This window comes from Streptomyces bugieae (assembly GCF_036352915.1).
In the GTDB taxonomy this organism is placed as follows: Bacteria; Actinomycetota; Actinomycetes; order Streptomycetales; family Streptomycetaceae; genus Streptomyces; species Streptomyces endophytica.
Window position 1 is genome coordinate 24,234 of record NZ_JAZBJP010000011.1, and the last position, 26,447, is coordinate 50,680.

The following is a 26,447-nucleotide window of genomic DNA, read 5'->3' on the forward strand; positions in this document are numbered from 1 at the left end:
GGGAGGGGGCGCGGAACCCGAGGGGAACGACCCATGGCACAGCATTCGCAAGTCCCGCACCACCCCTCGTCCCCGGTCCATCCGGTGGACGAGAAGCCGGCGGCCAGGCGGCTCCTCCCCGCCGCACTCCAGCACATCGCCGCCATGTACGCCGGCGTCGTCACCCCTCCGCTCATCATCGGCCAGGCCGTCGGCCTGGACACCGCGGGCCGGACCCGGCTGATCGCCGCCAGCCTGCTCATCGCCGGGCTCGCCACGCTCCTGCAGACACTCGGCATCCGGAATTTCGCCGGCAACCGGCTGCCGTTCGTCAACGCCGCCAGCTCCGCCGGCATCACCCCGATGCTCGCCATCGCCGAGACCACCGCCAAGGGCCACCAACTCCCCGCCATCTACGGCGCGGTGATGGTCGCCGGGGTGTTCTGCCTCGCGATCGGCCCGTTCTTCGGGAAGCTGCTGCGGTTCTTCCCGCCGCTGGTCACCGGCGTGGTGATCACCCTCATCGGGGTCACCCTGATGCCCGTACCGGTCGGCTGGGCCCAGGGCGGCGACAAGCACGCCGCCGACTTCGGCGACATGAACAACCTCGCGCTCGCCGCCTTCACCCTCGTGGTGATCCTGCTGATCCAGCGCTTCGCCCAGGGCTTCGTCAAGCAGATCGCGCTGCTGATCGGCCTGGTCGTCGGCACCCTCGCCGCGATCCCGTTCGGGATGGCGAGCGTCGCGGGACTGCGTTCCGCGCCGATCGCCGCGCTGCCCACGCCGTTCTCCTTCGGCCCGCCCGAATTCCAGCCCGCCGCGATCCTCTCGCTGTGCATCGTGATGCTGGTGCTGATGACGGAGTCCTCGGCCGGCATGCTGGCCCTCGGCGAGATCTGCGACCGGCCCACCACGGGCACCACCATCACCCGCGGACTGCGCACCGACGGCCTCGCCACCCTCCTCGGGCCGGTCTTCGGCGGCTTCCCGACCAGCGCCTTCGCGCAGAACGTCGGAGTGGTCTCGCTGACCCGGGTGCGCAGCCGGTACGTCGTCGCGCTGGCCGGCGCCGTGCTCCTCGTCCTCGGCGCCTTCCCCGTCCTGGGGGCCGTGGTCTCGCTGGTGCCGATGCCGGTGCTCGGCGGTGCGGGTATCGTCCTGTTCGGATCGATCGCGGTCAGCGGCATCCGTACGCTCTCCGAGGCCGGTCTCGACGACAGCTCCAACATCATCCTGGTGGCCGTGTCGCTCGGCGCGGGCATCATCCCGCTCGCCGCGCCGACCTTCTACGCGGACTTCCCCGCCTGGGCACAGACCGTGCTCGGCTCCGGGATCAGCGCCGGAGCACTGGTCGCGGTCGCGCTCAACCTGTTCTTCCACCATCTCGGCACCCGGAGCACCCCACGGGCGGCGGTACTGTCAGCCGCCTCGCCCGGCTCCGGCACTCAAATCCCCTAGGGCCATGCCGTGCCCAACCGCCATCACCGAAAGTACGAGGACAGCACCATGGCTGCATCGGCATCCCCTGACAGCGCGGTGAAGCAGCGCATCGTCATCGAGAACTGCGCCATCGCGACCGTCGACGCCGACGACACCGAGTACGCCACCGGCTATGTGGTCGTCGCCGACAACATCATCGAGTCGCTGGGCGCCGGCAAGGCCCCCGAGGGTCTGGAAAACGTCGTCCGCCGGGTCGACGGCACGGGGCACCTGGTCACCCCCGGCCTGATCAACACCCACCACCACTTCTACCAGTGGATCACCCGCGGCCTGGCCACCGACCACAACCTGTTCAACTGGCTGGTCGCGCTGTACCCGACCTGGGCCCGGATCGACGCGCCGATGCTGGCCGCGGCCACCCAGGGCTCGCTCGGCATGATGGTCAAGGGCGGCGTCACCACCGCCTCCGACCACCACTACGTCTTCCCGCACGGCTCCGGCGACCTGGTGAGCGCCGAGCTCGCCGCGGCCGCCGAGATCGGCGCCCGGATCACCCTGGCCCGGGGCTCCATGGACCGCAGCGAGAAGGACGGCGGCCTGCCGCCGGACTTCGCCGTCGAGACCACCGAGGGCGCCCTGCTGGGCACCGAGGAGGCCATCGACAAGCACCACGACGCCTCCTTCGGCTCGATGGTGCACATCGCCGCCGCCCCCTGTTCGCCGTTCTCCATCTCCACCGAACTCCTGCGGGAGGGCGCCAAGCTGGCCCGCCGCAAGGGCGTACGCATGCACACCCACGGCTCGGAGACGGTGGAGGAGGAGAAGTTCTGCCACGAGCTGTTCGGCATGGGTCCGACCGACTACTTCGAGTCCACCGGCTGGCTCGGTGAGGACGTGTGGATGGCGCACTGCGTCCACATGACCGACTCGGACATCGCGGCCTTCGCCCGGACCAAGACCGGTGTCGCCCACTGCCCGTCCTCCAACGCCCGTCTGGCGGCCGGTATCGCCCGGGTCCCGGACATGCTCGCGGCCGGCGTCCCGGTCGGCCTCGGCGTCGACGGCACCGCCTCCAACGAGTCCGGCGAACTCCACACCGAGCTGCGCAACGCCCTGCTGATCAACCGCCTCGGCAGCCACCGCGAGGCCGCCCTCAACGCCCGCAAGTCCCTCCGCCTGGGCACCTACGGCGGCGCGCAGGTCCTCGGCCGGACCTCCGAGATCGGCTCGCTGGAGCCCGGCAAGCTCGCCGACCTGGTCCTCTGGAAGCTCGACGGACTCGGCCACTCCTCCATCGCCGACCCGGTCACCGCGCTGGTCTTCGGCGCGGCCGCACCGGTCACCCTCTCCCTCGTCAACGGCAAGCCGGTCGTCGAGGACAACCACCTCACCAACGTCGACGAGGACGCCATCGCCCGCACCGCGCGGGCCGAGGCACAGCGTCTGGCCCGGATCGCCGCCGAGGGCTGACCCCCGGCGCGGCACCCGCCGCCGACGCAACCCCCGACTCGGCCGGGAGGGACGGCTCCCGGCCGAGCTTGTGGATCCGAGCGGGATCCGCAAGCGCCGGACCCCGGGGGTGCGGGACATCTCGTACCCCCGGGCCGGTCGGCCCAGCTCGCCCGTTCCTGCGCCACAAGCGCGGCCCACCACCCACGCTCACCAGGCGACTTCTCCACCCCGCACCACATGGCAAGCCCTCCGTGACAGCCTCGCCTCGCCGGCCCCGGCGACGCAGAAATCGACAGGAGGCCCGCAGTGGCCGCAATTACCGGGCAGAAGTCGGAGGGGGACCGGAAGCATCCGGTCGACGAGACCCTCCCGCCCTTCAAGATGTTCACCAGTGGCCTGCAGCATGTGGCCGCCATGTACGCGGGCGTGGTGGCCCCGCCGATGATCGTGGGGCCGGCCTGCGGGCTGAGCGCCACCGAGACCGCGTTCCTGATGGGCGCCAGCCTCTTCACCGCGGGCATCGCCACCCTCCTCCAGACCCTCGGGTTCTGGAAGGTCGGCGCCAAGCTCCCGTTCGTCAACGGCGTCTCGTTCGCCGGCGTCACGCCGATGGTCGCCATCGGCAAGGCCCAGAGCCCGGAGCACGCCCTGCCGATCATCTTCGGCGCGGTGATCGTCGCCGGTGTGCTCGGCTTCGTCCTCGCCCCCTACTTCTCCAAGCTGGTCCGGTTCTTCCCACCGGTCGTCACCGGCACCGTCATCACCCTGATCGGCGTCTCCCTGCTCCCGGTCGCCTTCAACTGGTCGCAGGGCGGCAACGCCAAGGCCCCCGACTACGGTTCGCTGACGAACATCGGGATGGCCGCGCTGACCTTCCTGATCGTGCTGGTCCTGCGCCGGGTGCTGCGCGGTTTCCTCCAGCAGATCGCCATCCTGCTCGGCCTGATAGCCGGCACCCTGATCGCCATCCCGGTGGGCATCACGCACTTCTCCGCGATCACCAAGGCGAGCCTGATCGGCTTCCCGACGCCGTTCCACTTCGGCGCCCCGGAGTTCGACATCGCGGCCATCGTCTCGATGTGCATCGTGATGCTGGTCTGCATGACCGAGTCGACGGCCGACATGCTGGCCCTCGGCCGGATCGTCGACCGCCCGGCGGACGAGCGCACCATCGAGGGCGGACTGCGCGCCGACACCCTCGGCACGGCGATCAGCCCGCTCTTCAACGGCTTCGCCAACAGCGCCTTCGCCCAGAACATCGGCCTGGTCGCGATGACCAAGGTGCGCAGCCGGTTCGTGGTGGCGACCAGCGGCCTGATCCTGATCGTGCTGGGACTGTGCCCGATGGCCGCGTCGGTCATCTCGCTGGTGCCGCTGCCGGTCCTCGGCGGCGCCGGGATCGTGCTCTTCGGCTCGGTGGCCGCCAGCGGCATCCAGACGCTGGCCACCGCGGCGATGGAGAAGGGCGACAACGCGCTGATCGTCGCGGCCGCCGTCGGCATCGGCCTGATCCCGATCGCCGCGCCGGACTTCTACCACAACCTCCCCAAGGACCTGCTGGTCGTGCTGGACTCCGGTATCAGCACCGGCTGTCTGGTCGCCATCGTCCTCAACCTCGCCTTCAACCACTTCGGGAGGCGGGACGCCGAAGCGGAGGCCGCGGAGGCCGCACACGGCGCCGATCCACAGATCCCGCAACAGCCCGCCCGCGGCGCGGTGGACGACAGCGGGGAGCCGGCGACGACCCCGGCCCACTGACGTTGGGCCCCGCGGCATTACGGAACCCGCACGGCGACGGCCCGTAGGGAAGCGGCAACTGCCGCTCTCCTACGGGCCGTCGTGCGTCTCGTGGCTCAGCCGATGTGGTAGCCGTCCCCGTAGACCTTCCAGTCCAGCGGGGTGTGCAGATCGAGGTTGCCCTTCTTCAGGAACACCCGCTGCTCGGTGTCCACCCGGCTGGTGTCGCTGTGCGCCTCCTCCTGCTTCATCGCCCAGACCCGGGCGTCGAGGAAGGCGTTGAGGTACGTCTTCTCGTCGCCGCCCTGGGCCGGCGGCTTCGCCTTGGCCAGCGCCCGCTTGCGGATGCCGGAGAAGCTCGTCGGGTCGTCGCCGTCACCGTGCATCACGATCGCGTCGTAGTACGCGAACTGGCCCAGCACGCCTATCCCGTCGGCCTTGCCCCGCTTGACCGCGGGGTTGAAGTAGACCCGGTCCCGCTCGTCGTTCTGGGCCTGCTGGAACGCCGGGTCCTGGGCGGCCTTCTTCCAGTCCTTGGTGTAGTTGGGGTCCAGGCCCTCGTGCGAGTCGCTGCCGTCCACCTTGCGCAGCGCGGGGAGGTACTTGGCGAGCACGTTGCCGGGCTTGCGCTGGGTGTAGAGCTCGACGAGTTCGAGCATGTCGTGGGTGCCGGAGCAGAAGCCGATGATGCCGCCGGTGTAGCCGCGGCCGTCGCCGATGTCCTCGATGTACTTGTACTGGGCCTTCCAGTCCAGCGAGGAGTTCTCCGCGCTGGAGACCAGCTGCATGGCGATCTCCTTCTTCGCCGGGTCGTCCAGGCCGGTCGCGGCCCGGGTGGTCCGCGCGGCGTCGTGGGCGGCGGCCGGGCGGTGGTGGTCCGCGGGAGTCGCCGTGGTGGCGACGGCGGTGGCGGGGACGGCGACGAGGGCCAGGCCGAGGGCGACCCGGACGGTGGTCCGGGAGAGCAGTGGGCGGGTCGTGCCGCTTGTCGATCGGGTGCGCATGGAGTCGGTCCTCCAGTCAGGCGAGCCGTGGGGGGTTCGGGATTCCCCAATCGTTAGGAAGCTTTCCTACCAGACTTGACGGAGGCCGTACACCCGTCCGGGCGGATCCAACTCCCGTGCGCCGGCCCGCCGTTGCCCACTCCCGGTCCGCGCGGCCCGGCCGGGGGTGAAGGGGCCGCGCCGGGCGCCGCGCCGCATCCCGCCCTTCATCCCATTATGGTCGATATGCTTCCTTTGCCCTGAGATGACGTCGGTACGGCATGTGCGCGCACCATTTTCGGTGCCATGGAGAGGGGTTCCGCGGTGAATCAGGAAGCCAATGATCCGCACGCCCGGGGCGCCGGCGCCGCGGCGCTGGAGGACACCGTCGACGCCCTGATGGACGGGGTGTGCGCCGACCTCAAGCGACTCGCCGCCATCCCCTCGATCGCCGTCCCCGGCTTCTCGCCCGAACCGGTCCTCCAGGCCCGCGACCTCGTGGTGGCCCTCCTCAGGGACGTCGGTGTGGCCGACATCGGCGAGCTCAACCTCCCGCACACCGCGCCCGTCATCACCGGCTCCGTCCCGCCGCCCACCCCCGACGCCCCCACCGTCCTGCTCTACGGCCACTACGACGTCCAGCCGCCCGGCGACGAACGGCTCTGGTCCTCCCCGCCGTTCGAACCCACCGACATCGAGGGCGGCATCCGCGCCCGCGGCATCGCCGACGACAAGGCCAACCTCATGGTCCACATCGGTGCGCTACGGGCCTACCGCGGCCGCCCGCCGGTCGGTATCCGGATCGTCTTCGAAGGCCAGGAGGAGTACGGCAGCGTCTTCGAGGACTACCCGCCCACCGAGCCCGGCCTGTTCGCCTGCGACGCGATGGTCATCGCCGACACCGGCAGCATCCGCCCCGGCACGCCCACCCTCACCACCGCCCTGCGCGGCTCGGTCGTCGTCCACGTCGAGGTCCGCACCCTCAACTCCGCCGTGCACAGCGGCGAATACGGCGGCGCCGCCCCGGACGCCCTGATCGTCCTGCTCAAGGCCCTCGCCACCCTCCACGACGTGCACGGCGACGTCGCCGTCGAGGGCCTGCGCCGCGAACCCTGGAACGGCACCACCTTCACCGACGACGAGTTCCGCGAACTGGCCGGCGTCCCGCACGGCACCCCGCTCATCGGCTCCGGCGGCCTCGGCGAACGCCTCTGGAGCGGCCCCGCCCTCACCGTCACCGGCCTGGACGCCCCGTCCGTCGAGCGCGGCGCCTCGGCCGTCGTCCCGTACGCCCGCGCCAAGCTCAACCTCCGCATCCATCCGCGGCAGGACCCCCACGAGGCCCAGGCCGCCCTCGTCCGCCACCTGGCGCGTCTGCGCCCCTTCGGCATCCCCCTCACCGTCACGCCCACCGACGCCGGCCCCGGATACGAAGCGGCCACCGACGGCCCCGCCTACCGCGCCGCCCGTACCGCCCTGCGCCGTGCCTGGGGCGCCGAACCCGTCCACACCGCCACCGGCGGCTCCATCCCGCTCGTCAACGGCCTGGCCCGGGCCGTACCGGACGCCGAGATCCTGCTCTTCGGTGCCGAGGACAACCTCTGCAACCTGCACGCCCCCGACGAGCGGGTGCTGCTCTCCGAACTCCGCGCCGCGCTGCTCGCCGAGGCGGCCTTCTTCGCCGAATACGCCGCCACCCACCGCGCTTGACGGGTCGGCTCAGCCCTCGACGTGGGCCGTGCGCCGTCGGACGTCGGTCATCAGCTTCTCCAACAGCGTGCTGAGGGCGTCGCGTTCGTCCGCCGACAGATCGCTGACGAGGGTGGCCTCGCGGCCCGGGACGCCCGGCGGGGGGCTTGCCCCGTCCTCCCCTCCTACGCCTGCTGAATCGCCTTCACCAGTCCGGCGACGAGGTTCGCCCGTTCCACCATGGTGTCGACGACCAGGTACTCGTGGTCGGCGTGTGCGCCGCCGCCGACCGCTCCGAGGCCGTCGAGCGTGGGCACCCCCAGTGCGGCCGTGAAGTTTCCGTCGCTGCCGCCGCCGACCGCCCTGGCTTCGATGCCGGGAAGCAGCCGCCGGGCCAGCGCGAAGAGCTCGGTCGATGCCGACTCGGGCATCGGCGGGCGACCGATGCCTCCCTCCACCGTGACCTCCGCCTCCGGCAGATGGGGAGCCAGCGCCGCGAACGCGGACTCGATGCGTTCCTTCTCGTCGGCGGACTCGACCCGGACGTCGACGACGACGGTCGCCTCGGCGGGGACGACGTTGTCGAGGGTGCCCGCGGACGCGACGGTCGGGGTGACGGTCGTGCCGATCCCGGGCCGGCCGAGCGCCGCGATGTCCAGCACCTGGTGTGCCGCCTCGACCAGGGCGTTGACCCCCGCCGCGGGCTCCAGGCCGGCGTGCGACGCCCGGCCCTTGATGCGGACCTGGAACGTGCCGCAGCCCTTGCGGCCGGTCTTCAGGGCCCCGCCGTCCGCGGCACCCTCGAAGACCAGCACGGCGCCGCACGCAAGTGCCCGTTCCTCGATCAGGGCACGGGAGGAGCGCGAACCGACCTCCTCGTCGGCGGTCACCAGGATCTCGACGCCCGACCGGTCGTCGAGCGCCGCCAGGCCGTGAACGGCCTGCACCAGACCGCCGAGCATGTCGAAGACCCCGGGCCCGGTGGCATGCCCGTCCTCGACCCTGAACGGGCGGCGCTCCAGGGTCCCGAGCGGAAACACCGTGTCATGGTGCCCGAGGATCAGTACCTTGGGCTCGCCGCCACCTGACCAGCGGACATGCGGTCCGGCCTCGCTCTCCACCAGGACGGCCCGCCCGCCGAGGCGGTTCTCGAGGACGGCGGCGACCGTTTTCGCGGAGGCCCGCAAGGCGTCGAGATCGCGCGAGGGAGACTCGATGTCGACGAGTGTCCTGAGGTCCTCAATCATCGCGTCGACACTCACATCGACCGCCTTGCGCATCGTCACGGGGTAAGCGTACGTGGCCGGCTCACTCACCCCGCCCTCCGCTCCCGGGACGGCGGTGGCAGCTCCGGATCCACCACCGGCCCTCCGCCCGCCGCGGCAGGAAGCGGTACCCGCTGGCGGCGTGCCGAAGGGCCGGTACGGCGGTCCGTACCGGCCCTTCGGCGTTCTCGCGGGGTGCTCAGCCGAGCAGTTCGTACGCGGGCAGCGTCAGGAAGTCCGCGTAGTCCGCGTCCAGGGAGACCTTCAGCAGGAGGTCGTGGGCCTGCTGCCACTTGCCGGTGGTGAAGGCGTCCTCGCCGATCTCGCCGCGGATGGCGGCGAGTTGCTCGTCGGCGATCGTGCGGACCAGATCGGCGGTCACCTTCTTGCCGTCCTCGAAGGTGACCCCGGCGTCCACCCACTGCCAGATCTGCGAGCGCGAGATCTCGGCGGTGGCGGCATCCTCCATGAGGCCGAAGATGGCGACGGCACCCAGGCCGCGCAGCCACGCCTCGATGTAGCGGGTGCCGACCTGGACGGCGTCCACCAGGCCCTGGTAAGTGGGCTTGGCGTCAAGGGAGTCGATCGCGATGAGGTCGGCCGCCGCGACGGAGACGTCCTCGCGCAGACGGTCCTTCTGGTTCGGCTTGTCGCCGAGGACCGCGTCGAAGGACGCGCGGGCGACCGGGACCAGGTCGGGGTGGGCGACCCAGGAGCCGTCGAAGCCGTCCCCGGCCTCGCGGTCCTTGTCGTTCTTGACCTTGGCCAGTGCCTTCTCGTTGGCCTCCGGGTCGCGGCGGTTGGGGATGAAGGCCGCCATGCCGCCGATCGCGTGCGCACCGCGCTTGTGGCAGGTGCGGACCAGCAGTTCGGTGTAGGCGCGCATGAACGGGGCGGTCATGGTCACCGCGTTGCGGTCCGGCAGGACGAACTTCTCGCCGCCGTCACGGAAGTTCTTGACGATGGAGAAGAGGTAGTCCCAGCGGCCGGCGTTCAGGCCCGAGGCGTGCTCGCGCAGCTCGTAGAGGATCTCCTCCATCTCGTACGCCGCGGTGATGGTCTCGATGAGGACCGTGGCGCGGATGGTGCCCTGGGGGATGCCGACGTAGTCCTGCGCGAAGACGAAGATGTCGTTCCAGAGGCGCGCCTCCAGGTGGGACTCGGTCTTCGGGAGGTAGAAGTACGGGCCCTTGCCCAGGTCCAGCAGCCGCTTGGCGTTGTGGAAGAAGTACAGGCCGAAGTCGACCAGGGCGCCGGGGACCGGGCGGCCCTCGAACTGGAGGTGCCGCTCCGCCAGGTGCCAGCCGCGCGGCCGCATCACGACGGTCGCGAGCTCCTCGGCGGGCTTCAGGGCGTACGACTTGCCGGACTTCGGGTCGGTGAAGTCGATCCGGCGCTCGTAGGCGTCGATCAGGTTGATCTGGCCACCGACGACGTTCTCCCAGGTGGGGGCGGAGGCGTCCTCGAAGTCGGCGAGCCAGACCTTGGCGCCCGAGTTGAGCGCGTTGATGGTCATCTTCCGGTCGGTGGGACCGGTGATCTCCACCCGTCGGTCGTTGAGCGCGGCGGGCGCCTCGGCGACCTTCCAGCTGTCGTCGGCGCGGATCTGCGCGGTCTCCGGGAGGAAGGCCAGCGTGCTGGTCCGGGCGATCTCCGCACGGCGCTCGGCGCGGCGGGCGAGCAGTTCGTCACGGCGCGGGGTGAACCGGCGGTGCAGCTCGGCGACGAAGGCGAGCGCGGCGTCGGTGAGGACCTCGTCCTGCCGTTCCGGGGTGTGGGCGGGGTCGACTTCGACGATGGCCAGCGGGGACGGCGCTGGTGCGGACATGAGCTGTCACTCCATTCAGCGGCGGTGCCTGGCGGCCGCCGGGACACGGGCGGCACGGGGTGCCGCGGGCTCCGAGATACGGTCGCGGGCGCCGTCTGGATTCAGGGCGCTTCTGACCAGTGGAGACTAGTTTCCTTATCGCGGAACTTCAATGGTTTGTTGATGTCGAGATTCTCAGGGTCGACAGAAGTGGTGATCGAATGGCTCTCGGTGCCACGCCGGTCACTCTCCATTACGGTCCCTCCACGGGTGTGCGGGCCCGGTGAACCGCGCCGGCCGGGCCTCACTCCAGGCGGTACAGGTCCTCCGGGGTGTCGATGTCGTACGGCTCGGCGATGTCGCCGCACTCCACCAGCGTGAGCGCGTTCACATGCTGCTGGAGGTAGGCGCGGGCGCCGCGGTCGCCCTCCGCGCTCGCGGCGATCCCGGCCCAGCGCCCGGCCCCGAAGAGGACGGGGTGGCCGCGCCGGCCGTGGTACGCGGCCGCCACCAGGTCCGCGCCCCCGGCGTGGGCCGCGATCAGCCGGGCCACCGCCGCGGCGCCGATGCCCGGTTGGTCGACCAGCGACACCACCACGGCGTCCGCCCCCTCGCCGGCCAGCGCGGCGAGCCCCACCCGGAGCGACGAGCCCATGCCTTGCGCCCAGTCGGGGTTGACCGAGACGCCGTACGCCGCGAGGTCGGCCCGGGTGCGTACGGCGTCGGCGGCCGCGCCGAGCACGATGTGCACCGGCCGGCAGCCGCCGTCCCGCAGGACCCGTGCCGCGTGCTCGACCAGCGGCCGTCCCCGGTGGTCGAGCAGCGCCTTCGGTCGTCCCCCCAGACGTCGGCCGCCGCCCGCGGCGAGCAGCAGACCGGCCACCCTCCCCTCGGGCCGGGGCGTCGCGGACTGCGCCTGCGGCGCCTCGAAGGCTCCGCTCGCTTCCGCGGTTCCGCTCGCTTCGGGGGGTTCGTTCGCTTCGGAGGTGTGGTCCGCTTCGGAGGTTGCGTTCGGCGATGTCGGTGCCATGGGGACTGCTTACCTCATGGCACCGTGCGTCGCGGGCCGTTGGCCGTCGTCGCCCGCGGGATCAGGCCGCGTCGTCGACGGAGCGCTGGCGGGGAATGCTCGGCCGGAACCGGTCCCGCAGGCGGTGTGTGCCGTCCTCCGCGCGCCGCCGCTCGCTCACATAACGGTGTATGTGTTCCAGGGTGATTTCCGAGGCATCGGAAAGGCCGTACGCGCGGCAGATGAGCTGGACGACGCTGATGTCGCGACGGTTCGGTCCGGTGTCGGGGCCGATGTGGGGCTCCATGCCGTTTCTCCGATCCAGTGATATGCCGGATATTTCCTCGGAGGGAAGAATGCTCCAACTTGCCCCCCTGTACGCATCGATCCGGCCACGCCCACGCCAACGGGTGGCATGGGGAACGTATGTACACCCGGCTCATGACGCATGGTCAGTTCGCTACGGGGAACGGCCGCATGACGGTGTGCCGGCGTGCCCTTGATACCCGCGGCCAAGCCCCGACCGCGGCCGGGCCTGCCGTGAAATGCGGTCGCGAAACCGGCGCTTCGGACAAGGTGCCCCCCCTGTCGGCCGGCGATGTCACGGTGCCGCGTGCGGCCGGATAAGGTTCTGCCCCGTTGCGGGCAATCGTGGCTGTCTGCCGGTGGGGCAGACCGGGCCATTTTCTGAAGTCGGGGGACGTTCGTGGTGAACAGTGTGGGCTCGTCCGGGATCTTCCAGCCGCTGGAGGGTGACGACCCGCGGGCGATCGCGGGCTACCGCCTCACGGCCAAGCTCGGCGCCGGCGGCATGGGCAAGGTCTACCTCTCGTACACGCCCGGCGGGCGGCCGGTGGCCATCAAGGTGATCCGGCCCGAGTTCAGCGAGGACGCGGAGTTCCGCCGCCGCTTCAAGCAGGAAGTGCAGTCCGCACAGCGGGTGCAGGGCCTGTTCACCGCGCCGGTCATCGACAGCGACGCGGACGGTCCGAGCCCCTGGCTCGCCACCGCCTACGTCCCCGGTCCCTCGCTCTCCGCGGCGGTCGCCGAACACGGCCGGCTCCCGGTCCCCACGGTCCTGCTGCTGGTCGCCGGCATCGCCGAGGCCCTGCAGGTCATCCATGGCGCGGGCATCGTGCACCGCGACCTCAAGCCGTCCAACGTGCTGCTGGCCGCGGACGGCCCGCGGGTGATCGACTTCGGTATCGCCCGGGCCGCCGACGCGACGTCGCTCACCAGTAGTGGCGTCACGGTCGGCACGCCCACCTTCATGGCGCCCGAACAGGCCGCCGGCAGCGCCATCAGCCCGGCCACCGACGTCTTCGCGCTGGGCCAGGTCGCGGCGTACGCGGCGATCGGCACCCCGGCGTTCGGCGAGGGCACCTCGCACGGCGTGCTCTACCGCATCGTCCACGAGGAGCCGGACCTGACCGGACTCCCCGAGGAACTGCGGGAGTTGGTCGGCCGCTGCCTCGCCAAGGACGCCGCGGACCGGCCGTCGGTGGCCGAGGTGATCGAGCTGTGCGGGGCCGCCTCCGGGCAGACCCAGCTGCGCCGTCCCGAGGACTGGCTGCCCAGCGCCGTCGCCGCCGACATCACCACGCGGACCGCGGCCCCGGCACCCGTGCAGACCCCGCCGCCCCCGCTGGAGGCACCGACCGCGGGCGCCCCGGCCCGGCCGGCGCAGCCGCCCGTGCCGCCCGCCCAGCCGCCGGTCCAGCCGGCGCCCGCGGTCCCGCCGGTGCCGACCGAGGTGAACCACCCGCAGACCCCGCCGCCGGGCTTCGGCCCCGCGGCCTACGCGCCGACCGTCGGCGCCACCGCGCAGGGGACGCCCGCCGCCACGGGTCCCACGCCCACCGCGTCCGCCCCGACCGTTGCCACCCCGGCCGGCCCGACGGCCACCGGCCCCACCGCCGCCTACCCGGCCGCCGCCGCGCCGGCCCCGCAGCCGCCGAAGAAGAAGAAGCGCAAGGGCCTGGTCACGGCGCTGGTGCTGGTCTGCCTGCTGGCCTTCGCCGGCGCCGGCGGCGGGGTCGTCTACGCGCTGATGAAGGACAACGGCCAGACGAAGAAGGACCAGGCCGACGGCAGCACCAAGGCCAAGACCAGCGGCGCCTCGCCGACGCCGAGCGCGGACCCGACCGGGACGCCGGGCGGGGACGGCACGAGCACACCGGCCGCACCCGTGCAGGACCCGAAGCCGGTCGACTTCAAGGACATCAACCTGCCGGACGACTACCACCTGTCGATGGCCGACGAGTCGATGAAGCCGACGAACTCGGACAACGACACCGACGTCGACTTCTCCTACCAGGACAACAGCTACTCGGACGACCAGGTCTCCACCGACAACGGCAAGCTGGTGCTGCTGAACCCGGGCGAGCAGGGCTCGCTCGACACCTGCCGCAACGAGACCCGGTTCACCGAGAGCATCCTGACCAAGCAGCTCACCAAGGGCGCGCAGATCTGCCTGACCACGGACTACGGCCATGTCGCACTGATCACCTTCAAGGGCTTCGCACCCAAGTCCGACCCCAGCAGCTACATGACCGTCGACGTCCGCGTCTGGCGCAACGCGGTCCAGCCGAAGCAGGACTGACCCGCACGACCTCGTTCGCACCACCGCACCCGCGCTGTCTCACCCGCCCACCCCCCGAGGGGTGGGCGGCGGGGAAGTTCGGCTGCGGTGGTTTTTTCGCGCTCCGTGTGGCGCAGGCAGCACACAGTGGCGTTAACTGTCCCGCATCGCGGGACGGGCAACGGCTCGGGAGGGCGCCGTCGTTGTGGAACAACTGCAGGGTGACGCACCGGTGACCGGGGTCGACGGGGACCCGCGGGTGGCGGAGCTGCGCGGGGCGGTGGCCCGGCTGCGGCGCCAACTGGCCGCGCTGCCCGGGGAGTTACCGGACCGGGCGGCCGCCGACGAGGAGCTGGCCGCGCTGGATGCGATGGTCAGTCACGGGTTGCCGGAGGTGCCCCGGCTGCGCCGTTCGTTGCTGCTGATCGCGGGTGCGGTCGGTTCGGTGAGTGCGCTCTCGCCCGCGCTGGGCGAGGTGCGCGCGGGCATCGACCGCTTCGGTTCGCTGCCGGGCGGCCGGTGACCAGGACGGCCGGTGCTCGACAAAGCCGGTGACCGGGGCGGCCGCGATCGATGAAGCCGGTGACCGGGGCGGCCGCGATCGATGAAGCCGGTGACCGGGACGGGCGCGCCGCCCCGGCCGGGGACTCTCGCGGGCGGCGTTATGCCGGCGTCTGGTTGGCCAGGGCGACCGACAGCTGGGCCGCGACGTCCTGCAGTACCGGGACGATCTTGTCGGTCGCGGCCTCCGTCACCCGGCCGGTCGGGCCGGAGATCGAGATGGCCGCGGAGGTGGGGGAGTTGGGCACCGGCACCGCGAGGCAGCGGACGCCGATCTCCTGCTCGTTGTCGTCGACCGCGTAGCCGAGCCGGCGGACGTCGGCGAGCGCCTCCAGGAAGTGCTCCGGGTCGGTGATCGTCTTCTCGGTCGCGGCGGGCATGCCCGTACGGCCGAGCAGCGCGCGGACCTCCTCGGGCGCGTGGTTGGCCAGCAGGGCCTTGCCGACGCCGGTGGAGTGCGGCAGGACGCGGCGGCCGACCTCGGTGAACATCCGGACCGCGTGCCGGGACGGGACCTGGGCGACGTAGACGATCTCGTCACCGTCGAGCAGCGCCATGTTGGCGGTCTCGCCGGTCTCCTCGACCAGTCGGGCCAGGAACGGCCGGGCCCAGGTGCCCAGCAGGCGGGACGCGCTCTCGCCGAGCCGGATCAGCCGGGGGCCGAGCGCGTACCGGCGGTTGGGCTGCTGGCGGACGTACCCGCAGGCGACGAGCGTGCGCATCAGGCGGTGGATGGTGGGGAGCGGCAGTCCGCTGCTGCCGGAGAGCTCGCTCAGGCCGACCTCGCCACCGGCATCGGCCATCCGCTCCAGCAGGTCGAAGGCGCGCTCAAGGGACTGGACACCGCCGCTGGCGCCTGCGGGCTTGGCTTCGGCGGCGGAGGTGCTGGCGCTGGACGGCGGCACGTCGCGTTCCTTTCGGGGCGGGTCAGATCGGTCTCGGCTGGGACTTGCGGGCGCCGGGCCCGACCGCGCCAGCCTACCGGTCCCCGCACGTTGACACATCGGCCTTCGCACACTCGTTCTCGCCGGTCAGGCCCTCTTTGTCCCACCGTAGGGGCTGTCGTGCAGGCCGCTGGCCACGATCCCTTGACGGTGCCAGTGGCCGTAGCTACGTTCTGCTGCGCGAAACCTACTGTCCATTCTGTGGAATCCTCCAAATCGTTGGAGCGTCATGCGCATACTCGTCATGAACCCGAACACCACGGCTTCCATGACCGCGTCGATCCGCGCCACCGCCATCGCGGCCGCCGCCCCGGGCACCGAGATTCTCGCCACGGAACCCCTGTGGGGACCCGTGTCGATCGAGGGACATTTCGAGGGCTACCTCAGTGCCGCGGCCGTCCTGGACCGGCTCGCCACTCTCGATACCCCCTTCGACGCCCTGGTCATGGCCGGTTTCGGGGAACCCGGCCGGGAGGGTGCCCAGGAACTCCTCGACGTCCCCGTCCTGGACATCACCGAGAGCGCCGCCCAGATGGCGATGATGCTCGGCCACGCCTACGGCGTCGTCACCACCCTCGACCGCGCCGTACCGCAGATCCAGGACCGGCTGCTGACCGCCGGACTGCTCCAGCGCTGCGCCGGCGTCCGCGGCACCGGGCTCGGGGTGCTGGAGCTGGAGGAGGACCCGGAGCGCACGGTCGAGGTGATCATCGAGGCCGCCCGTGCGGTCGTCCGGGCCGGCGCCGAGGTCATCTGCCTCGGGTGCGGCGGGATGGCCGGACTGGACGAGAAGGTCGCGGCGGAGCTCGGGGTGCCGGTCGTCGACGGGGTCGCGGCGGCGGTGAAGTTCGCCGAGGCGGTCGTCGGACTCGGGCTGACCACCAGCAGGGGCCGCAGTTTCGCCCCGCCCCGGCCCAAGAGCATCGGCTCCTGGCCGCTGAGTACCCACCTCGACCTGGGGCGCGGCCGGGGCTCCTCATGTCACACCGATTTTTCCGCACAGACATCAGACATCTGACAACCATCGCCTAAGCTCCACCCAATCTGCCTGGGAGGACACGTGACCACATCCCCGCAGCACCCGCAGCCGGACCCGCGGCTCTTCAATGCCGACCTCGCGCCGGCCCCCGAGCGCACCTGGGGCACGTACAGCATCTTCGCGCTCTGGATGTCCGACACCCACGCGATCAGCAACTACGCCTTCGCCGCCAGCCTCTTCGTGCTGGGCCTGCCGGCCTGGGAGGTGTTCCTGGCCCTGCTGGTCGGCATCACGATCGTCTACCGGCTGATGAACCGCATGGGCCATGCCGGCCACCGGACCGGCGTGCCCTATCCCGTACTGGCCCGCGCGAGCTGGGGCGTCTACGGCGCCAACATCCCGGCCCTCCTCCGGGCGGTCATGGCCGTGGCCTGGTACGGCATCCAGACCTGGCTCGCCTCGACCGCCGTGGTCCTGCTGACCCTGCAGATCGCGCCGGGCCTGGAGGTCTACAACCGCAACTCGGTGCTCGGCCTGTCCACCCTGGGCTGGGTCGCGTTCATGGTGATGTGGGGGCTGCAGGCCGTACTGCTCACCCGGGGCATGGAGTTCATCCGCAAGGTCCAGGACTTCGCGACCGGGCCGGTGGTCTGGCTCGTGGTGCTGGCGCTCGCCGTCTACCTGGTGGTCAAGGCGCACGGGGAGATCTCGCTGACCCGCAGCCTCACCGGGCTCAGCGGTTCCGCGCAGCTCCATCAGAGCCTGATAGCGGTCAGCCTGACCGTCGCCACCTTCCTCACCCTGGTCCTCAACTACGCCGACTTCGCCCGCTTCACGCCCGACCACCGCTCCTACCGCCGCGGCAACCTGATCGGCCTGCCGGTGAACTTCACCGCCTTCGCGGTGGTCGCCGTACTGGTCACCGCGGGCACCATCGCGGTCTTCGGGGAGGCGATCTACGACCCGGTGAAGGTGATCCAGAAGATCGACGACCCGGTGGTCACCGTCATCGGCGCACTCGCCTTCATCGTCGCCACCATCGGCATCAACGTCGTCGCCAATTTCGTCTCGCCCGCCTACGACTTCGCGAACCTCGCGCCGAAGTACCTCGACTTCAAGCGCGGCGGCATGATCACCGCGGTGCTGGCCGTCGTCGTCATGCCCTGGAAGCTGTACTCCTCGGCGCTGGTGATCCAGTACTTCCTCGGCGCGCTGGGCGCCTTCCTCGGACCGCTGGTGGCGATCCTCCTCGTCGACTACTACCTGGTGCGCCGGGGCCGGATCGATGTCGACGCGCTCTTCTCGGCCGATGCCGCGGGTGCCTACTTCTACCGCCGGGGCTACAACCCGAAGGCCGTGATCGCCTTCCTCCCGGCCGCGGCGGTCTCCGCCGCGCTCGCCCTGGTCCCGTCCTTCGACGCGCTCGCGCCGTTCTCCTGGATCTTCGGGATGGGGCTGTCCGGCGGGATCTACGCCGCGGTCTCCCGCCGGGGCCGGGTGCCGGCCGGGACCGGCCCGATCCCGGACGCCATCATCCCCGCGCAGCTCAGCCCGGCAGCGGGGGACCGGCCGGACGACGCCCGGGTCGCCGGGCCGGCGGTCGCGCCGGTGGCCGCGGAAGGGTCTTGACGGGCCGGGGTCCGGAGTGAAGACTCATTCAACAGACTGTTGAATCCAGAATTCCAGATTCCGAATTCCGGATTCGGTAGCGCCGCCGGCGACATTCCGCCGCGCCGCCACGCGACCATGAAGACACGATATGAGGAGGGGACCGGGTGTCCGAGATCGAGCTGGTGCTGCGCTCCACGCGCGTCGTGACGCCGGACGGCACGCGCGCCGCGTCCGTCGCCGTCAAGGACGGCAGGATCGCCGCGGTGCTGCCGCACGACGCCGAGGTACCGGCCGGGGCGCGGCTCACGGACGTCGGCGACGACGTCCTGCTGCCCGGCCTCGTCGACACCCACGTCCACGTCAACGACCCCGGCCGCACCGAGTGGGAGGGCTTCTGGACGGCCACCCGCGCGGCCGCGGCCGGCGGTATCACCACCCTCGTCGACATGCCGCTCAACAGCCTGCCGCCGACCACCACCACGGCCCACCTCGACACCAAGCGCGAGGTCGCCCGCAGCAAGGCACACATCGACGTCGGCTTCTGGGGCGGCGCCATCCCCGGCAACGTCAAGGACCTCCGCCCGCTGCACGACGCCGGGGTCTTCGGCTTCAAGTGCTTCCTGTCGCCCTCCGGCGTGGACGAGTTCCCCGCGGTCGACCAGGAGCAGCTGGCCGCCGCCCTCGGCGAGATCGCCGGCTTCGACGGCCTGCTGATCGTGCACGCCGAGGACCCGGGCCACCTCGACGAGGCCCCCCAGCCGCACGGCCCCAAGTACGCCGACTTCCTCGCCTCCCGCCCGCGCATCTCCGAGAACGACGCCATCGCCCGGCTCATCGTGCTCGCCAAGCAGCTCGACGCCCGGGTCCACGTGCTGCACCTGTCCTCCAGCGACGCGCTGCCGCTGATCGCCGCCGCCAAGCGCGAGGGCGTCAAGGTCACCGTCGAGACCTGCCCGCACTTCCTCACCCTGACCGCCGAGGAAGTCCCGGACGGCGCCACCGAGTTCAAGTGCTGCCCGCCGATCCGCGAGGCCGCCAACCAGGACGCCCTGTGGGAGGGCCTGGCCGACGGCACCATCAACTGCATCGTCTCCGACCACTCACCCTCCACCGCCGACCTCAAGACCGCCGACTTCGGCGCGGCCTGGGGCGGCATCTCCTCCCTCCAGCTCGGCCTGCCCGCCATCTGGACCGCCGCCCGCGAGCGCGGCCACAGCCTCGATGACGTCGTGCGCTGGATGTCCACCGCCCCCGCCGCCCTCGTCGGCCTCGACCGGAAGGGCGCCATCGAGGCCGGCCGGGACGCCGACTTCGCGGTGCTCGCGCCCGACGAGACCTTCACCGTCGACCCGCAGGCCCTCCAGCACCGCAACAAGATCACCGCGTACGCCGGCCGGACCCTCTACGGCGTCGTCCGCTCCACCTGGCTGCGCGGCCGGCAGATCAACGACGGCACCACCCTCGCCGAACCCACCGGCGAACTGCTCGAAAGGCCGCACCGCGCATGACCACCGACGGCATACCCCGCTACACCGGCGACGCCAGCCCCTACCAGGGCGGCGACCCGTACGCCGACTACCGCACCCCCGGCGCGGCCGGCTTCCCCTTCACCCACCTCCCCGACCTCGCCGACCGCCGGCTCGGCGCCGGCGTGATCGCCGCCAACGACGAGTTCTTCGCCGAGCGGGAGAACCTGCTCAAGCCCGAGGCCGCCCACTTCGACCCCGAGCTGTTCGGCCACAAGGGCAAGATCATGGACGGCTGGGAGACCCGGCGCCGCCGCGGCACCGACGGCGCGCATCCGTTCCCGGCGGACGAGGACCACGACTGGGCGCTCATCCGGCTCGGCGCGCCCGGCGTGATCCACGGCATCGTCGTCGACACCGCCCACTTCCGCGGCAACTACCCGCAGTCCGTCAGCATCGAGGGCACCTGCGTCGAGGGCACGCCCTCGCCCGAGGAACTGCTCGCCGCCGACGTGACCTGGACGCCGCTCGTCCCGCGCACCGCCATCGCCGGCCACGCCGCCAACGGCTTCGCCGTGGACGCCACCGGACGCTTCACCCACCTGCGGCTCAACCAGCACCCCGACGGCGGCATCGCCCGCCTGCGGGTGTACGGCGAGGTCGTCCCGGCACCCGAGTGGCTCGCCGCACTGGGCACCTTCGACCTGGTCGCGCTGGAGAACGGCGGCCGGGTCGAGGACGCCTCGGACCGCTTCTACTCCTCGCCCACCCACACCATCCAGCCGGGCCGCTCCCGCAAGATGGACGACGGCTGGGAGACCCGGCGGCGCCGCGGCACCGGCAACGACTGGGTCCGCTACCGGCTCACGGAGCAGTCCGTGATCCGCGCGGTGGAGATCGACACCGGCTACCTCAAGGGCAACGCGGCCGGCTGGGCGGCCCTGTCCGGCCGCGATGGCGAGGACGGCGACTGGACCGAACTCCTGCCCCGCACCCGCCTCCAGCCCGACTCGGTACACCGCTTCCTGCTCGACGGCGCGCCCGCCGTCACGCATGTCCGGCTCGACATCTTCCCGGACGGGGGCATCGCGCGGTTGCGGGTGCATGGCTCTTTGACGGATGCGGGCTTCGTACGTCTTCGGGGTGCCGCCCACGTAGTTGGCTGACCCGCCGCGGTTGTTGCTCGCCGTTGCGCTTTGCGGCGCCTCCCACGTACTTGGCCGTCCCGCCGCGGGTGTTGTTCGCCGTTGCGCCTGCGGCGGGCTGGGTTGTTGTTGGGTGCGGTGACGGGCCTCCGGGGCCGGTTGTGTGGACTGCTGACGCTTTACGTCCACACAACCGGCCCCTCCGGCCCGTCCCCTCCCGTGAGAGGGAAAGTTAAGGACGGTGGGGGTGCAGGTAATGCCGACGTGCGCGCAGGCAACGGATTACGCACGCCCCCAACCAGCTTGGAAACTCCCACTCACGGGAGGGGCTGGACCGGAGGACGAAGTCTGGAGGGCCGGCACCGCACCCGACACACAAACGCCCGCCGCCAGGCGCAACGGCGAACAACACCCGCGGCGGGACAGACGGCTACGTGCGGGGCGCCGCAAAGCGCAACGGCGAGCAAGCCCCGCGGCGGGAAAGCCAGGTACGTGGGAGGCACCCGCAAACGCGTTACGCGACGGAACGCCAGAACATCAGCTCGTACGCCTGCAACAGCCGGCCGTAGCGCACCGCTACGGCCGGCTCCGTCTGGCCGGTGTCGAGGGCGTGTTGGACTGCCGCGCGGGCCTGTTCGGCGATCGTGGGGGCCGGTGTGGCGAAGAAGCCGAAGAAGCCGCGGGCCTCCTCGGCGAAGCCGTAGTGGTCCCGCATCGCGGTCTCGACGACGGCGCACCAGCGGGTCCAGGCCGCGAAGTTGGCGGTCAGCGCGATCACCACGTCCGCCGGCTCCGCGCCGAGGGCGAGCCGTGCGGCGTAGGACGGATAGGCCTGGCAGCCGGGCCGCGGCTGGTAGTCGTCGATGTCCCGGGCGGTCAGCCCGCACGCGTCGGTCAGGCCGGCCAGCTGGCGCAGGGCCAGTGTCTCGCCCTGCGCCAGCAGCTCGAAGAAGTCGGCCACCGGCGGATCCGCGTCCGCCCGCCGTGCCAGATGCCGGAAGCTGAGGCGGTCGGCGGTGATCACCTGGTGCTGCTCCAGGGCGAAGGTCGCGAACACCGAACGCGGCGCCTCTCCCGCCTCGATCCGTGCGACCAGCCGGTTCGCGCCGTCGTCCGGGGCGAGTGCCCGTACCGCGTCGTCGAGCACGGCGGTTGCGGCCGGGCGAGGGGCGCCGGGGGCGGGTGGTCGGGGCATGGGGCGGTCTCCTCCGGGGTGGGCCGGGGCCCCAGGTTAGGGCGGGGGACGCGGTGGACCGGGCCAATGCGCCCGGACGCGGCGCGCCGGAGCCGGCCCGCCGCGTCCCGCGTTCCTGCGTCAGCCGGCGTGCCCGGCGAGTGCCTCGTCGACGAAGGCGTCCAGGACCTTGTCCGCCACCACCACCGGAACCCGCTTCCCCTTCAGGTCCACGTACACGAAGGACTTGGCGGTCTTGACCTGCTCCGGAATGCGCTCCCGCAGTTCCTTCGCCCGGGTCTCGTCGCCGGCCTTCGTCGCCTCGATCAGTGCCAGGGCGCTGCGTCCCGCGATGCCCCAGGCGTGGGTCGCGTCCAGCCAGGGGCCGCTGTCGTCGACGAAGCCGCGGTCGGCCAGCCGGGCGCGCAGCACCGAGGGCGCGTCGCGGAGGGTGCGCAGCACCGCGTCCAGTCGCCCGGCGTTCCCGTCCTCGCGGAACCGGTCGAGGGCGGCGGCCAGTTCGGGCGCCTGCCGGGGATTGAGCGAGGAGGCGTAGCTCGCGTCGGCGAAAGCCCGCAGGGCCCGTCGGGTCCCCGCGTCGGGGCCGGCCAGCTCGTTGAGCGCGGCGCCCCAGGACGTACGGGCGTCATAGGCCTGGTCGTTCCAGGCGTAGTCCGCCACGGTGTACAGCGCGATCTTGGACGCCGCGGGCTGGATCATCGGGTTGGCGGTGATCCCCGCCAGCTTCCCGGGCAGCCCCTTCTCCCGGCCGTTGAACGGGCCGAGCAGCAGCCGGCTGGTCACGTAGTCGTTGACCGGGTAGTTGTCCCAGGTCAGGATCGGGTGGCCGAAGACCTCCCGGGCCTGCTCGGCCTGGGTGACGGTCATGGTGGGCGCTATCACCCCGACGCCCGTCCACTCCACCACCACGTCCTTGTCCAGCTGGGTGGCGAGCGCCTTCTTGTACGGCGTGGGCTTCACGTCGTAGTACTCGGTCGGCACCATCTCCAGCGGGCGGGCACCCGGATGCCGGGCGATGAAGTCCTGGTTGACGCGGTTGAGCAGATGGGCCTGCGCCGCGCCGGCCGCCCCGCCGCCGGTGCCGAACTTCTCCTGGTCGGCCGGGCAGTTCCAGTGCGTGTAGCTGATGTCGTCCAGCGGTACCGCGAAGTCGCGTACGCCGATGTCCCACAGTGTCTGGAACTTGGCGGTCAGCGCCTTGAGGTCGGCGTCCGAGCTGTAGCAGACCGAGAGGCCGGGGGAGAGGGCGTAGGTGAAGTCCACATGGCGGGCCCGGGCCCGGTCCACCAGCTCAAGGAGCTGGGCGAGCCGGTCCGCGGGGTAGGGATCGCGCCACTTCTCCCGGAGGTAGGCGTCGTCCTTCGGCGAGTAGACGTAGGTGTTCATCTTGTGCGCGCCGTAGAAGTCGAGCTGGTCGAGCCGGGCGCGGTGCGACCAGGGCGTGCCGTAGAAGCCCTCGATGACGCCGCGCAGCGGGGTGGCCGGCCAGTCCCGTACGGCGGTGCCCGGCACCTGCCCGCCGGGGTGGTCGCGGTGCGGCAGCAGCTGTCGGAGTGACTGCGCGGCGTAGTAGGTGCCGGTGGCGTCCTTGCCCGCCAGCGCGATCCGGCCGGCGCCGACGGCGAGTGCGTAGCCCTCGGCGGGCAGCCCGTCGGTGCCTTGCGTGCCCAGGTCGCGGAGCGTCCGGACGGCGTCCGGCCCGTCCACGTAGACCGTCAACTGCCCGCCTCCGGGCGCCCGGCCGGCCCGTACGACGCGGTCGGCGCCGGCGGCCTGGAGCGACCGCTCGACCAGTTCCAGCGCGGCGGTGTCGGCCTTCGGCCCGGCGACGACGGTGGTGGTGGGGGTGATGACCGCCCGGCCGGGCAGGCGGTGCGCGGACTGCGGGACGGGGGTGATGGCGCCGGCGGCCGCGGTCCGGTCGCCGGTGCTCTCCCGGTCCGCACTCCGGCCGGTGCCCGGCGGTCCGGCCATGCCCGTGAGGGGCAGGACGGCCAGCGCCATGGCCAGCGTGGTGGCCGCCGCGGTGCGCGTACGGTGCATCCTTCGGTCCTCCTCGGTGCGACCAGGTGCAGGGACGAGGTACGGAAACGTGGTCCGGGGACGAGTCTGGTGCCAGGACTGCGCGGCAGCAGGCTTCACCCGCGGGGCACACCGGGGCAATGGACTTTCGGACCGAAGGGATGGACGTTGCCGGGCGTGGCGGCCCGGGGGCCGGAGCCACGGGCCGGGTCCGCGCGGTCGGCGGTCAGCGTGACTTGGCGATGATGACGAGCAGGCTCATGAAGGCCAGCAGGACGTGCGTGGCGACGACGTAGATGAAGACCCGCACATACAGTCCGCGGGGTGGCTTGTTCTCGACGTAGCGGGCGGGGGCGGCGGAGGGGCCGGAGGGGAGATCGGTCGGGGTCCGGTCGGGCACGGCGTACGGTCCTTTCGTTCGGGCGGCGCGCGGGCTCACACCCCGCGGTACCTCGCGTCGTCGCCCAGACACAGCTCGGCGGCGCCGCTCTGCAGCAGCGTGTGGACGAACAGGAGCTCCGTGCCGCCCCGGGAGTCGGCGGCGATCCGGTGCGGGGTGAGCGAGTCGAAGTGCGCCGCGTCCCCCGGGGCCAGCACGTGCGCCGCCGCACCGAGCGTCAGCCGCAGCCGTCCCTTGAGGACGTAGAGCCACTCCTCGCCGGGATGCACCCGCACCAGCTCGCCCTGCGCGCGTTGCGGCACGTGCACCCGGAGCGCCTGCAGGGCGCGGCCGGCGCCGCCCACGGTCCAGTACGCCCAGCCGCCGGCCTCCGAGGGCTCGGCGCGGTCCGCCCGGATGATCGGGTCCCGCTCCGGGGCGGTCTCGCCCAGCAGGTCGGATACCGTGGTTCCGTACGTCCGCGCGAGCGCCAGCAGCATCGGCAGTGAGGGCTGCCGCCGGCCGGTCTCCAGGCGGGACAGGTGCGCGGGCGACAGCCCGACCAGCCGGGCCGCCGTCTCCAGCGTGAGACCACTGCGTCGCCGCAGGTCGCGCAGGCGCGGCGCGACGGTGGGGAGCTCGGCCGGCGGGACGCCGGGAGGCTCGTCGGGGAGCTCGGACATAGCACCGGTATAGCGAGATGCGGCCTGGCAGGCAAAAGTTTTGCCTCAGAGGCAAAAGCCCCTGAGGCATCCCCGTGCGATGTCCCGAGGCCGGACCGGTGCCCCGGTCAGGACCGGTCGGCGTCCTCCGGGTACCACCGCAGCTCGACGGTGTTGCCGTCCGGGTCCTGTACGTAGATCGACTGGGCGTCGCCGCGCGCGCCGTAGCGGCCGACCGGGCCCTCCAGGACGGTGGTGAAGACGCCGGAGTCGATGACCTCCTGCCAGTCCAGCGGATCCACGACGAGACAGATGTGGTCCACGTTGGTGGCCGGTGCCGCGCCCGGCTCGTCCTCGGGGCGGGTGATCAGGTCGATGATCGTGACGGGGTTGATCCGCACCGACGGGAACGGGGCCTCGCCGGCCCGCCACTCCTCGACCCGCACCGGCTCCAGTCCGAGCGGACCGCAGTAGAAGTCCAGTGCCCGCTCGATGTCCCGCACCTTGAGCACCAGGTGGTCGAAGTCCTTGACCCGCATGGAAAACCCTCCCTCTCGTCGCCGCGCGGTGCTGACGGACCGTCCGTGGCACCGCCGGTCCGTTCACCCCTCGGTGATCGTCCGCGCGCTCATCATGCCTGGTGGGGACCGAAGGGGACATCGGGATTTTTCGGGCCTCCAGTTGGGGCGACCGTGTGAACTCCCGGGAAACATCGGCCTCTTGGGATTGACAGGGCCATGTCTACGCGCGTCATTCTGGGAGGCATGAGAATCCCCCCACGGATTACCAGGATCGGCGCCGCGGGCGCCCTCGCATCGGCTCTTCTCCTCGGCGGGACCGCGGTCGCCGCCACCCCCTCCGCCACGGCCGCCCCGCACGCCACGACGGCGTACGCAACGGCCGTGCACGTCAAGGACGTCGGCAGCGTCTGCTACTCCAAGCTGCCCTCGCAGGCCCATGACACCCTCGACCTGATCGCCAAGGGCGGCCCTTTCCCGTACCCGAAGGACGGGACGGTCTTCGACAACCGCGAAGGCATCCTGCCGAAGCAGAGCACCGGCTACTACCACGAGTACACGGTCATCACCCCGGGCTCGCCCGACCGCGGTGCCCGGCGCATCGTGGCCGGTGAGAAGAAGGACGAGGACTACTACACCGCCGACCACTACTCCACGTTCGACCTGGTCGACCGCAACTGCTGAGACCGGCTCAGCCGGCGCACGGGTCGCACGAACGACCCGAAACCATCCGCCGCGGCGGTCGGGGTGCCTTGCGCACCCCGGCCGCCGCTTTGCCGTGCGCCCCCTCTGACCTCGCTCTTCTCGCATTTCTTGGCAGAAGGGGCGCGCGGGGCGCACCCCCCGAGAGAGGATTGTCGGTGGTTCCCGGTAGCGTTTCGGTGGAAACGAGGAGCGGGCGGGCATCGGCGGACAAGGGACCATGTGGGGTCAGCTGCTGCGGCGCGCCCGGGAAAGTGCCGTATCCGCCATGGCCGGGCGGTCCGGCATGGTGTGTCGCAGACAAGGAAGGACGGCGAACTG

21 protein-coding genes and 1 pseudogene are annotated in these 26,447 nt (G+C 71.7%); 11 read left to right on the top strand and 11 right to left on the bottom strand.

What is annotated here, in order from left to right; all coding sequences use genetic code 11:
- Positions 1-33: 33 nt before the first annotated feature.
- The 3 genes from V2J85_RS19355 to V2J85_RS19365 all read left to right on the top strand — a co-directional run bounded on the left by V2J85_RS19355 (position 34) and on the right by V2J85_RS19365 (position 4,629).
- Positions 34-1,437, top strand: a complete 1,404-nt coding sequence (locus V2J85_RS19355; RefSeq protein ID WP_330822307.1) for a nucleobase:cation symporter-2 family protein — start codon at positions 34-36, stop codon at positions 1,435-1,437.
- A 48-nt stretch (positions 1,438-1,485) separates the two neighbouring features.
- The gene (locus V2J85_RS19360; protein WP_261954996.1) at positions 1,486-2,889 is read left to right on the top strand and encodes an 8-oxoguanine deaminase; all 1,404 of its coding nucleotides are present in this window, start codon (positions 1,486-1,488) and stop codon (positions 2,887-2,889) included.
- 288 nt (positions 2,890-3,177) lie between these two features.
- Positions 3,178-4,629, top strand: a complete 1,452-nt coding sequence (locus V2J85_RS19365) for a nucleobase:cation symporter-2 family protein (protein ID WP_261954995.1) — start codon at positions 3,178-3,180, stop codon at positions 4,627-4,629.
- Between the two features lie 95 nt (positions 4,630-4,724).
- On the opposite strand, the gene V2J85_RS19370 is transcribed toward V2J85_RS19365, so the two are convergent.
- A complete protein-coding gene (locus V2J85_RS19370) occupies positions 4,725-5,612 on the bottom strand; it encodes a chitosanase (RefSeq protein ID WP_330822309.1) in 888 nt (295 codons plus the stop codon).
- Positions 5,613-5,897: 285 nt separating this feature from the next.
- Here V2J85_RS19370 and V2J85_RS19375 point away from each other — a divergent pair, with 285 nt between their 5' ends.
- A complete protein-coding gene (locus V2J85_RS19375; RefSeq protein WP_330822310.1) occupies positions 5,898-7,301 on the top strand; it encodes a M20/M25/M40 family metallo-hydrolase in 1,404 nt (467 codons plus the stop codon).
- A 164-nt stretch (positions 7,302-7,465) separates the two neighbouring features.
- On the opposite strand, the gene V2J85_RS19380 is transcribed toward V2J85_RS19375, so the two are convergent.
- The 4 genes from V2J85_RS19380 to V2J85_RS19395 form a co-directional block, all read right to left on the bottom strand.
- Positions 7,466-8,560, bottom strand: coding sequence for a M20 family metallopeptidase (locus V2J85_RS19380; protein ID WP_330822378.1), 1,095 nt, complete (start codon positions 8,558-8,560; stop codon positions 7,466-7,468).
- 184 nt (positions 8,561-8,744) lie between these two features.
- A complete protein-coding gene (gene aceB / locus V2J85_RS19385) occupies positions 8,745-10,373 on the bottom strand; it encodes a malate synthase A (RefSeq protein WP_330822311.1) in 1,629 nt (542 codons plus the stop codon).
- Between the two features lie 283 nt (positions 10,374-10,656).
- Positions 10,657-11,235, bottom strand: a complete 579-nt coding sequence (locus V2J85_RS19390; protein ID WP_330822379.1) for a nucleotidyltransferase family protein — start codon at positions 11,233-11,235, stop codon at positions 10,657-10,659.
- Positions 11,236-11,443: 208 nt separating this feature from the next.
- Positions 11,444-11,668, bottom strand: a complete 225-nt coding sequence (locus V2J85_RS19395) for a hypothetical protein (protein ID WP_261954991.1) — start codon at positions 11,666-11,668, stop codon at positions 11,444-11,446.
- Between the two features lie 399 nt (positions 11,669-12,067).
- On the opposite strand from V2J85_RS19395, the gene V2J85_RS19400 reads away from it, so the two are divergent.
- Positions 12,068-13,963, top strand: coding sequence for a serine/threonine protein kinase (locus V2J85_RS19400; protein WP_330822312.1), 1,896 nt, complete (start codon positions 12,068-12,070; stop codon positions 13,961-13,963).
- 211 nt (positions 13,964-14,174) lie between these two features.
- Positions 14,175-14,465 carry a DUF5955 family protein gene (locus V2J85_RS19405; RefSeq protein WP_261957368.1) on the top strand — a complete coding sequence of 97 codons (291 nt, stop codon included), beginning with the start codon at positions 14,175-14,177 and terminating at the stop codon, positions 14,463-14,465.
- A 139-nt stretch (positions 14,466-14,604) separates the two neighbouring features.
- Here the strand turns inward: V2J85_RS19405 and V2J85_RS19410 are convergent, their stop codons facing one another.
- Positions 14,605-15,408: an IclR family transcriptional regulator gene (locus V2J85_RS19410; RefSeq protein WP_261954989.1), complete on the bottom strand. Its 804-nt coding sequence runs from the start codon at positions 15,406-15,408 to the stop codon at positions 14,605-14,607.
- A 268-nt stretch (positions 15,409-15,676) separates the two neighbouring features.
- On the opposite strand from V2J85_RS19410, the gene V2J85_RS19415 reads away from it, so the two are divergent.
- The 4 genes from V2J85_RS19415 to alc all read left to right on the top strand — a co-directional run bounded on the left by V2J85_RS19415 (position 15,677) and on the right by alc (position 20,669).
- Complete coding sequence (locus V2J85_RS19415; RefSeq protein WP_330822313.1) at positions 15,677-16,465, top strand: aspartate/glutamate racemase family protein; 789 nt, start codon at positions 15,677-15,679, stop codon at positions 16,463-16,465.
- A gap of 42 nt (positions 16,466-16,507) precedes the next feature.
- On the top strand, positions 16,508-18,055 hold the full coding sequence (locus V2J85_RS19420; protein ID WP_330822314.1) for an NCS1 family nucleobase:cation symporter-1: 1,548 nt from the start codon (positions 16,508-16,510) through the stop codon (positions 18,053-18,055).
- A 146-nt stretch (positions 18,056-18,201) separates the two neighbouring features.
- The gene (allB, locus tag V2J85_RS19425; RefSeq protein ID WP_330822315.1) at positions 18,202-19,545 is read left to right on the top strand and encodes an allantoinase AllB; all 1,344 of its coding nucleotides are present in this window, start codon (positions 18,202-18,204) and stop codon (positions 19,543-19,545) included.
- Entirely contained in the window at positions 19,542-20,669 is a 1,128-nt protein-coding gene (gene alc, locus V2J85_RS19430; protein WP_330822316.1) for an allantoicase, read from the top strand. The genes allB and alc overlap by 4 nt, the downstream gene beginning before the upstream one ends.
- 493 nt (positions 20,670-21,162) lie before the next feature.
- Here the strand turns inward: alc and V2J85_RS19435 are convergent, their stop codons facing one another.
- From V2J85_RS19435 to V2J85_RS19455, 5 genes and pseudogenes are all read right to left on the bottom strand, one after another.
- Positions 21,163-21,843 carry a thiaminase II/PqqC family protein gene (locus V2J85_RS19435; RefSeq protein ID WP_330822317.1) on the bottom strand — a complete coding sequence of 227 codons (681 nt, stop codon included), beginning with the start codon at positions 21,841-21,843 and terminating at the stop codon, positions 21,163-21,165.
- A 129-nt stretch (positions 21,844-21,972) separates the two neighbouring features.
- A pseudogene (locus V2J85_RS19440) lies at positions 21,973-23,886 on the bottom strand (beta-N-acetylglucosaminidase domain-containing protein); the annotation flags it as partial.
- Between the two features lie 205 nt (positions 23,887-24,091).
- Positions 24,092-24,265 carry a DUF6126 family protein gene (locus V2J85_RS19445; protein ID WP_330822318.1) on the bottom strand — a complete coding sequence of 58 codons (174 nt, stop codon included), beginning with the start codon at positions 24,263-24,265 and terminating at the stop codon, positions 24,092-24,094.
- 35 nt (positions 24,266-24,300) lie between these two features.
- Positions 24,301-24,927, bottom strand: a complete 627-nt coding sequence (locus V2J85_RS19450) for a helix-turn-helix domain-containing protein (RefSeq protein ID WP_330822319.1) — start codon at positions 24,925-24,927, stop codon at positions 24,301-24,303.
- A 107-nt stretch (positions 24,928-25,034) separates the two neighbouring features.
- Positions 25,035-25,445, bottom strand: coding sequence for a VOC family protein (locus V2J85_RS19455; RefSeq protein WP_261954981.1), 411 nt, complete (start codon positions 25,443-25,445; stop codon positions 25,035-25,037).
- Between the two features lie 225 nt (positions 25,446-25,670).
- On the opposite strand from V2J85_RS19455, the gene V2J85_RS19460 reads away from it, so the two are divergent.
- The gene (locus V2J85_RS19460) at positions 25,671-26,108 is read left to right on the top strand and encodes a ribonuclease domain-containing protein (protein ID WP_261954980.1); all 438 of its coding nucleotides are present in this window, start codon (positions 25,671-25,673) and stop codon (positions 26,106-26,108) included.
- Positions 26,109-26,447 lie beyond the last annotated feature (339 nt).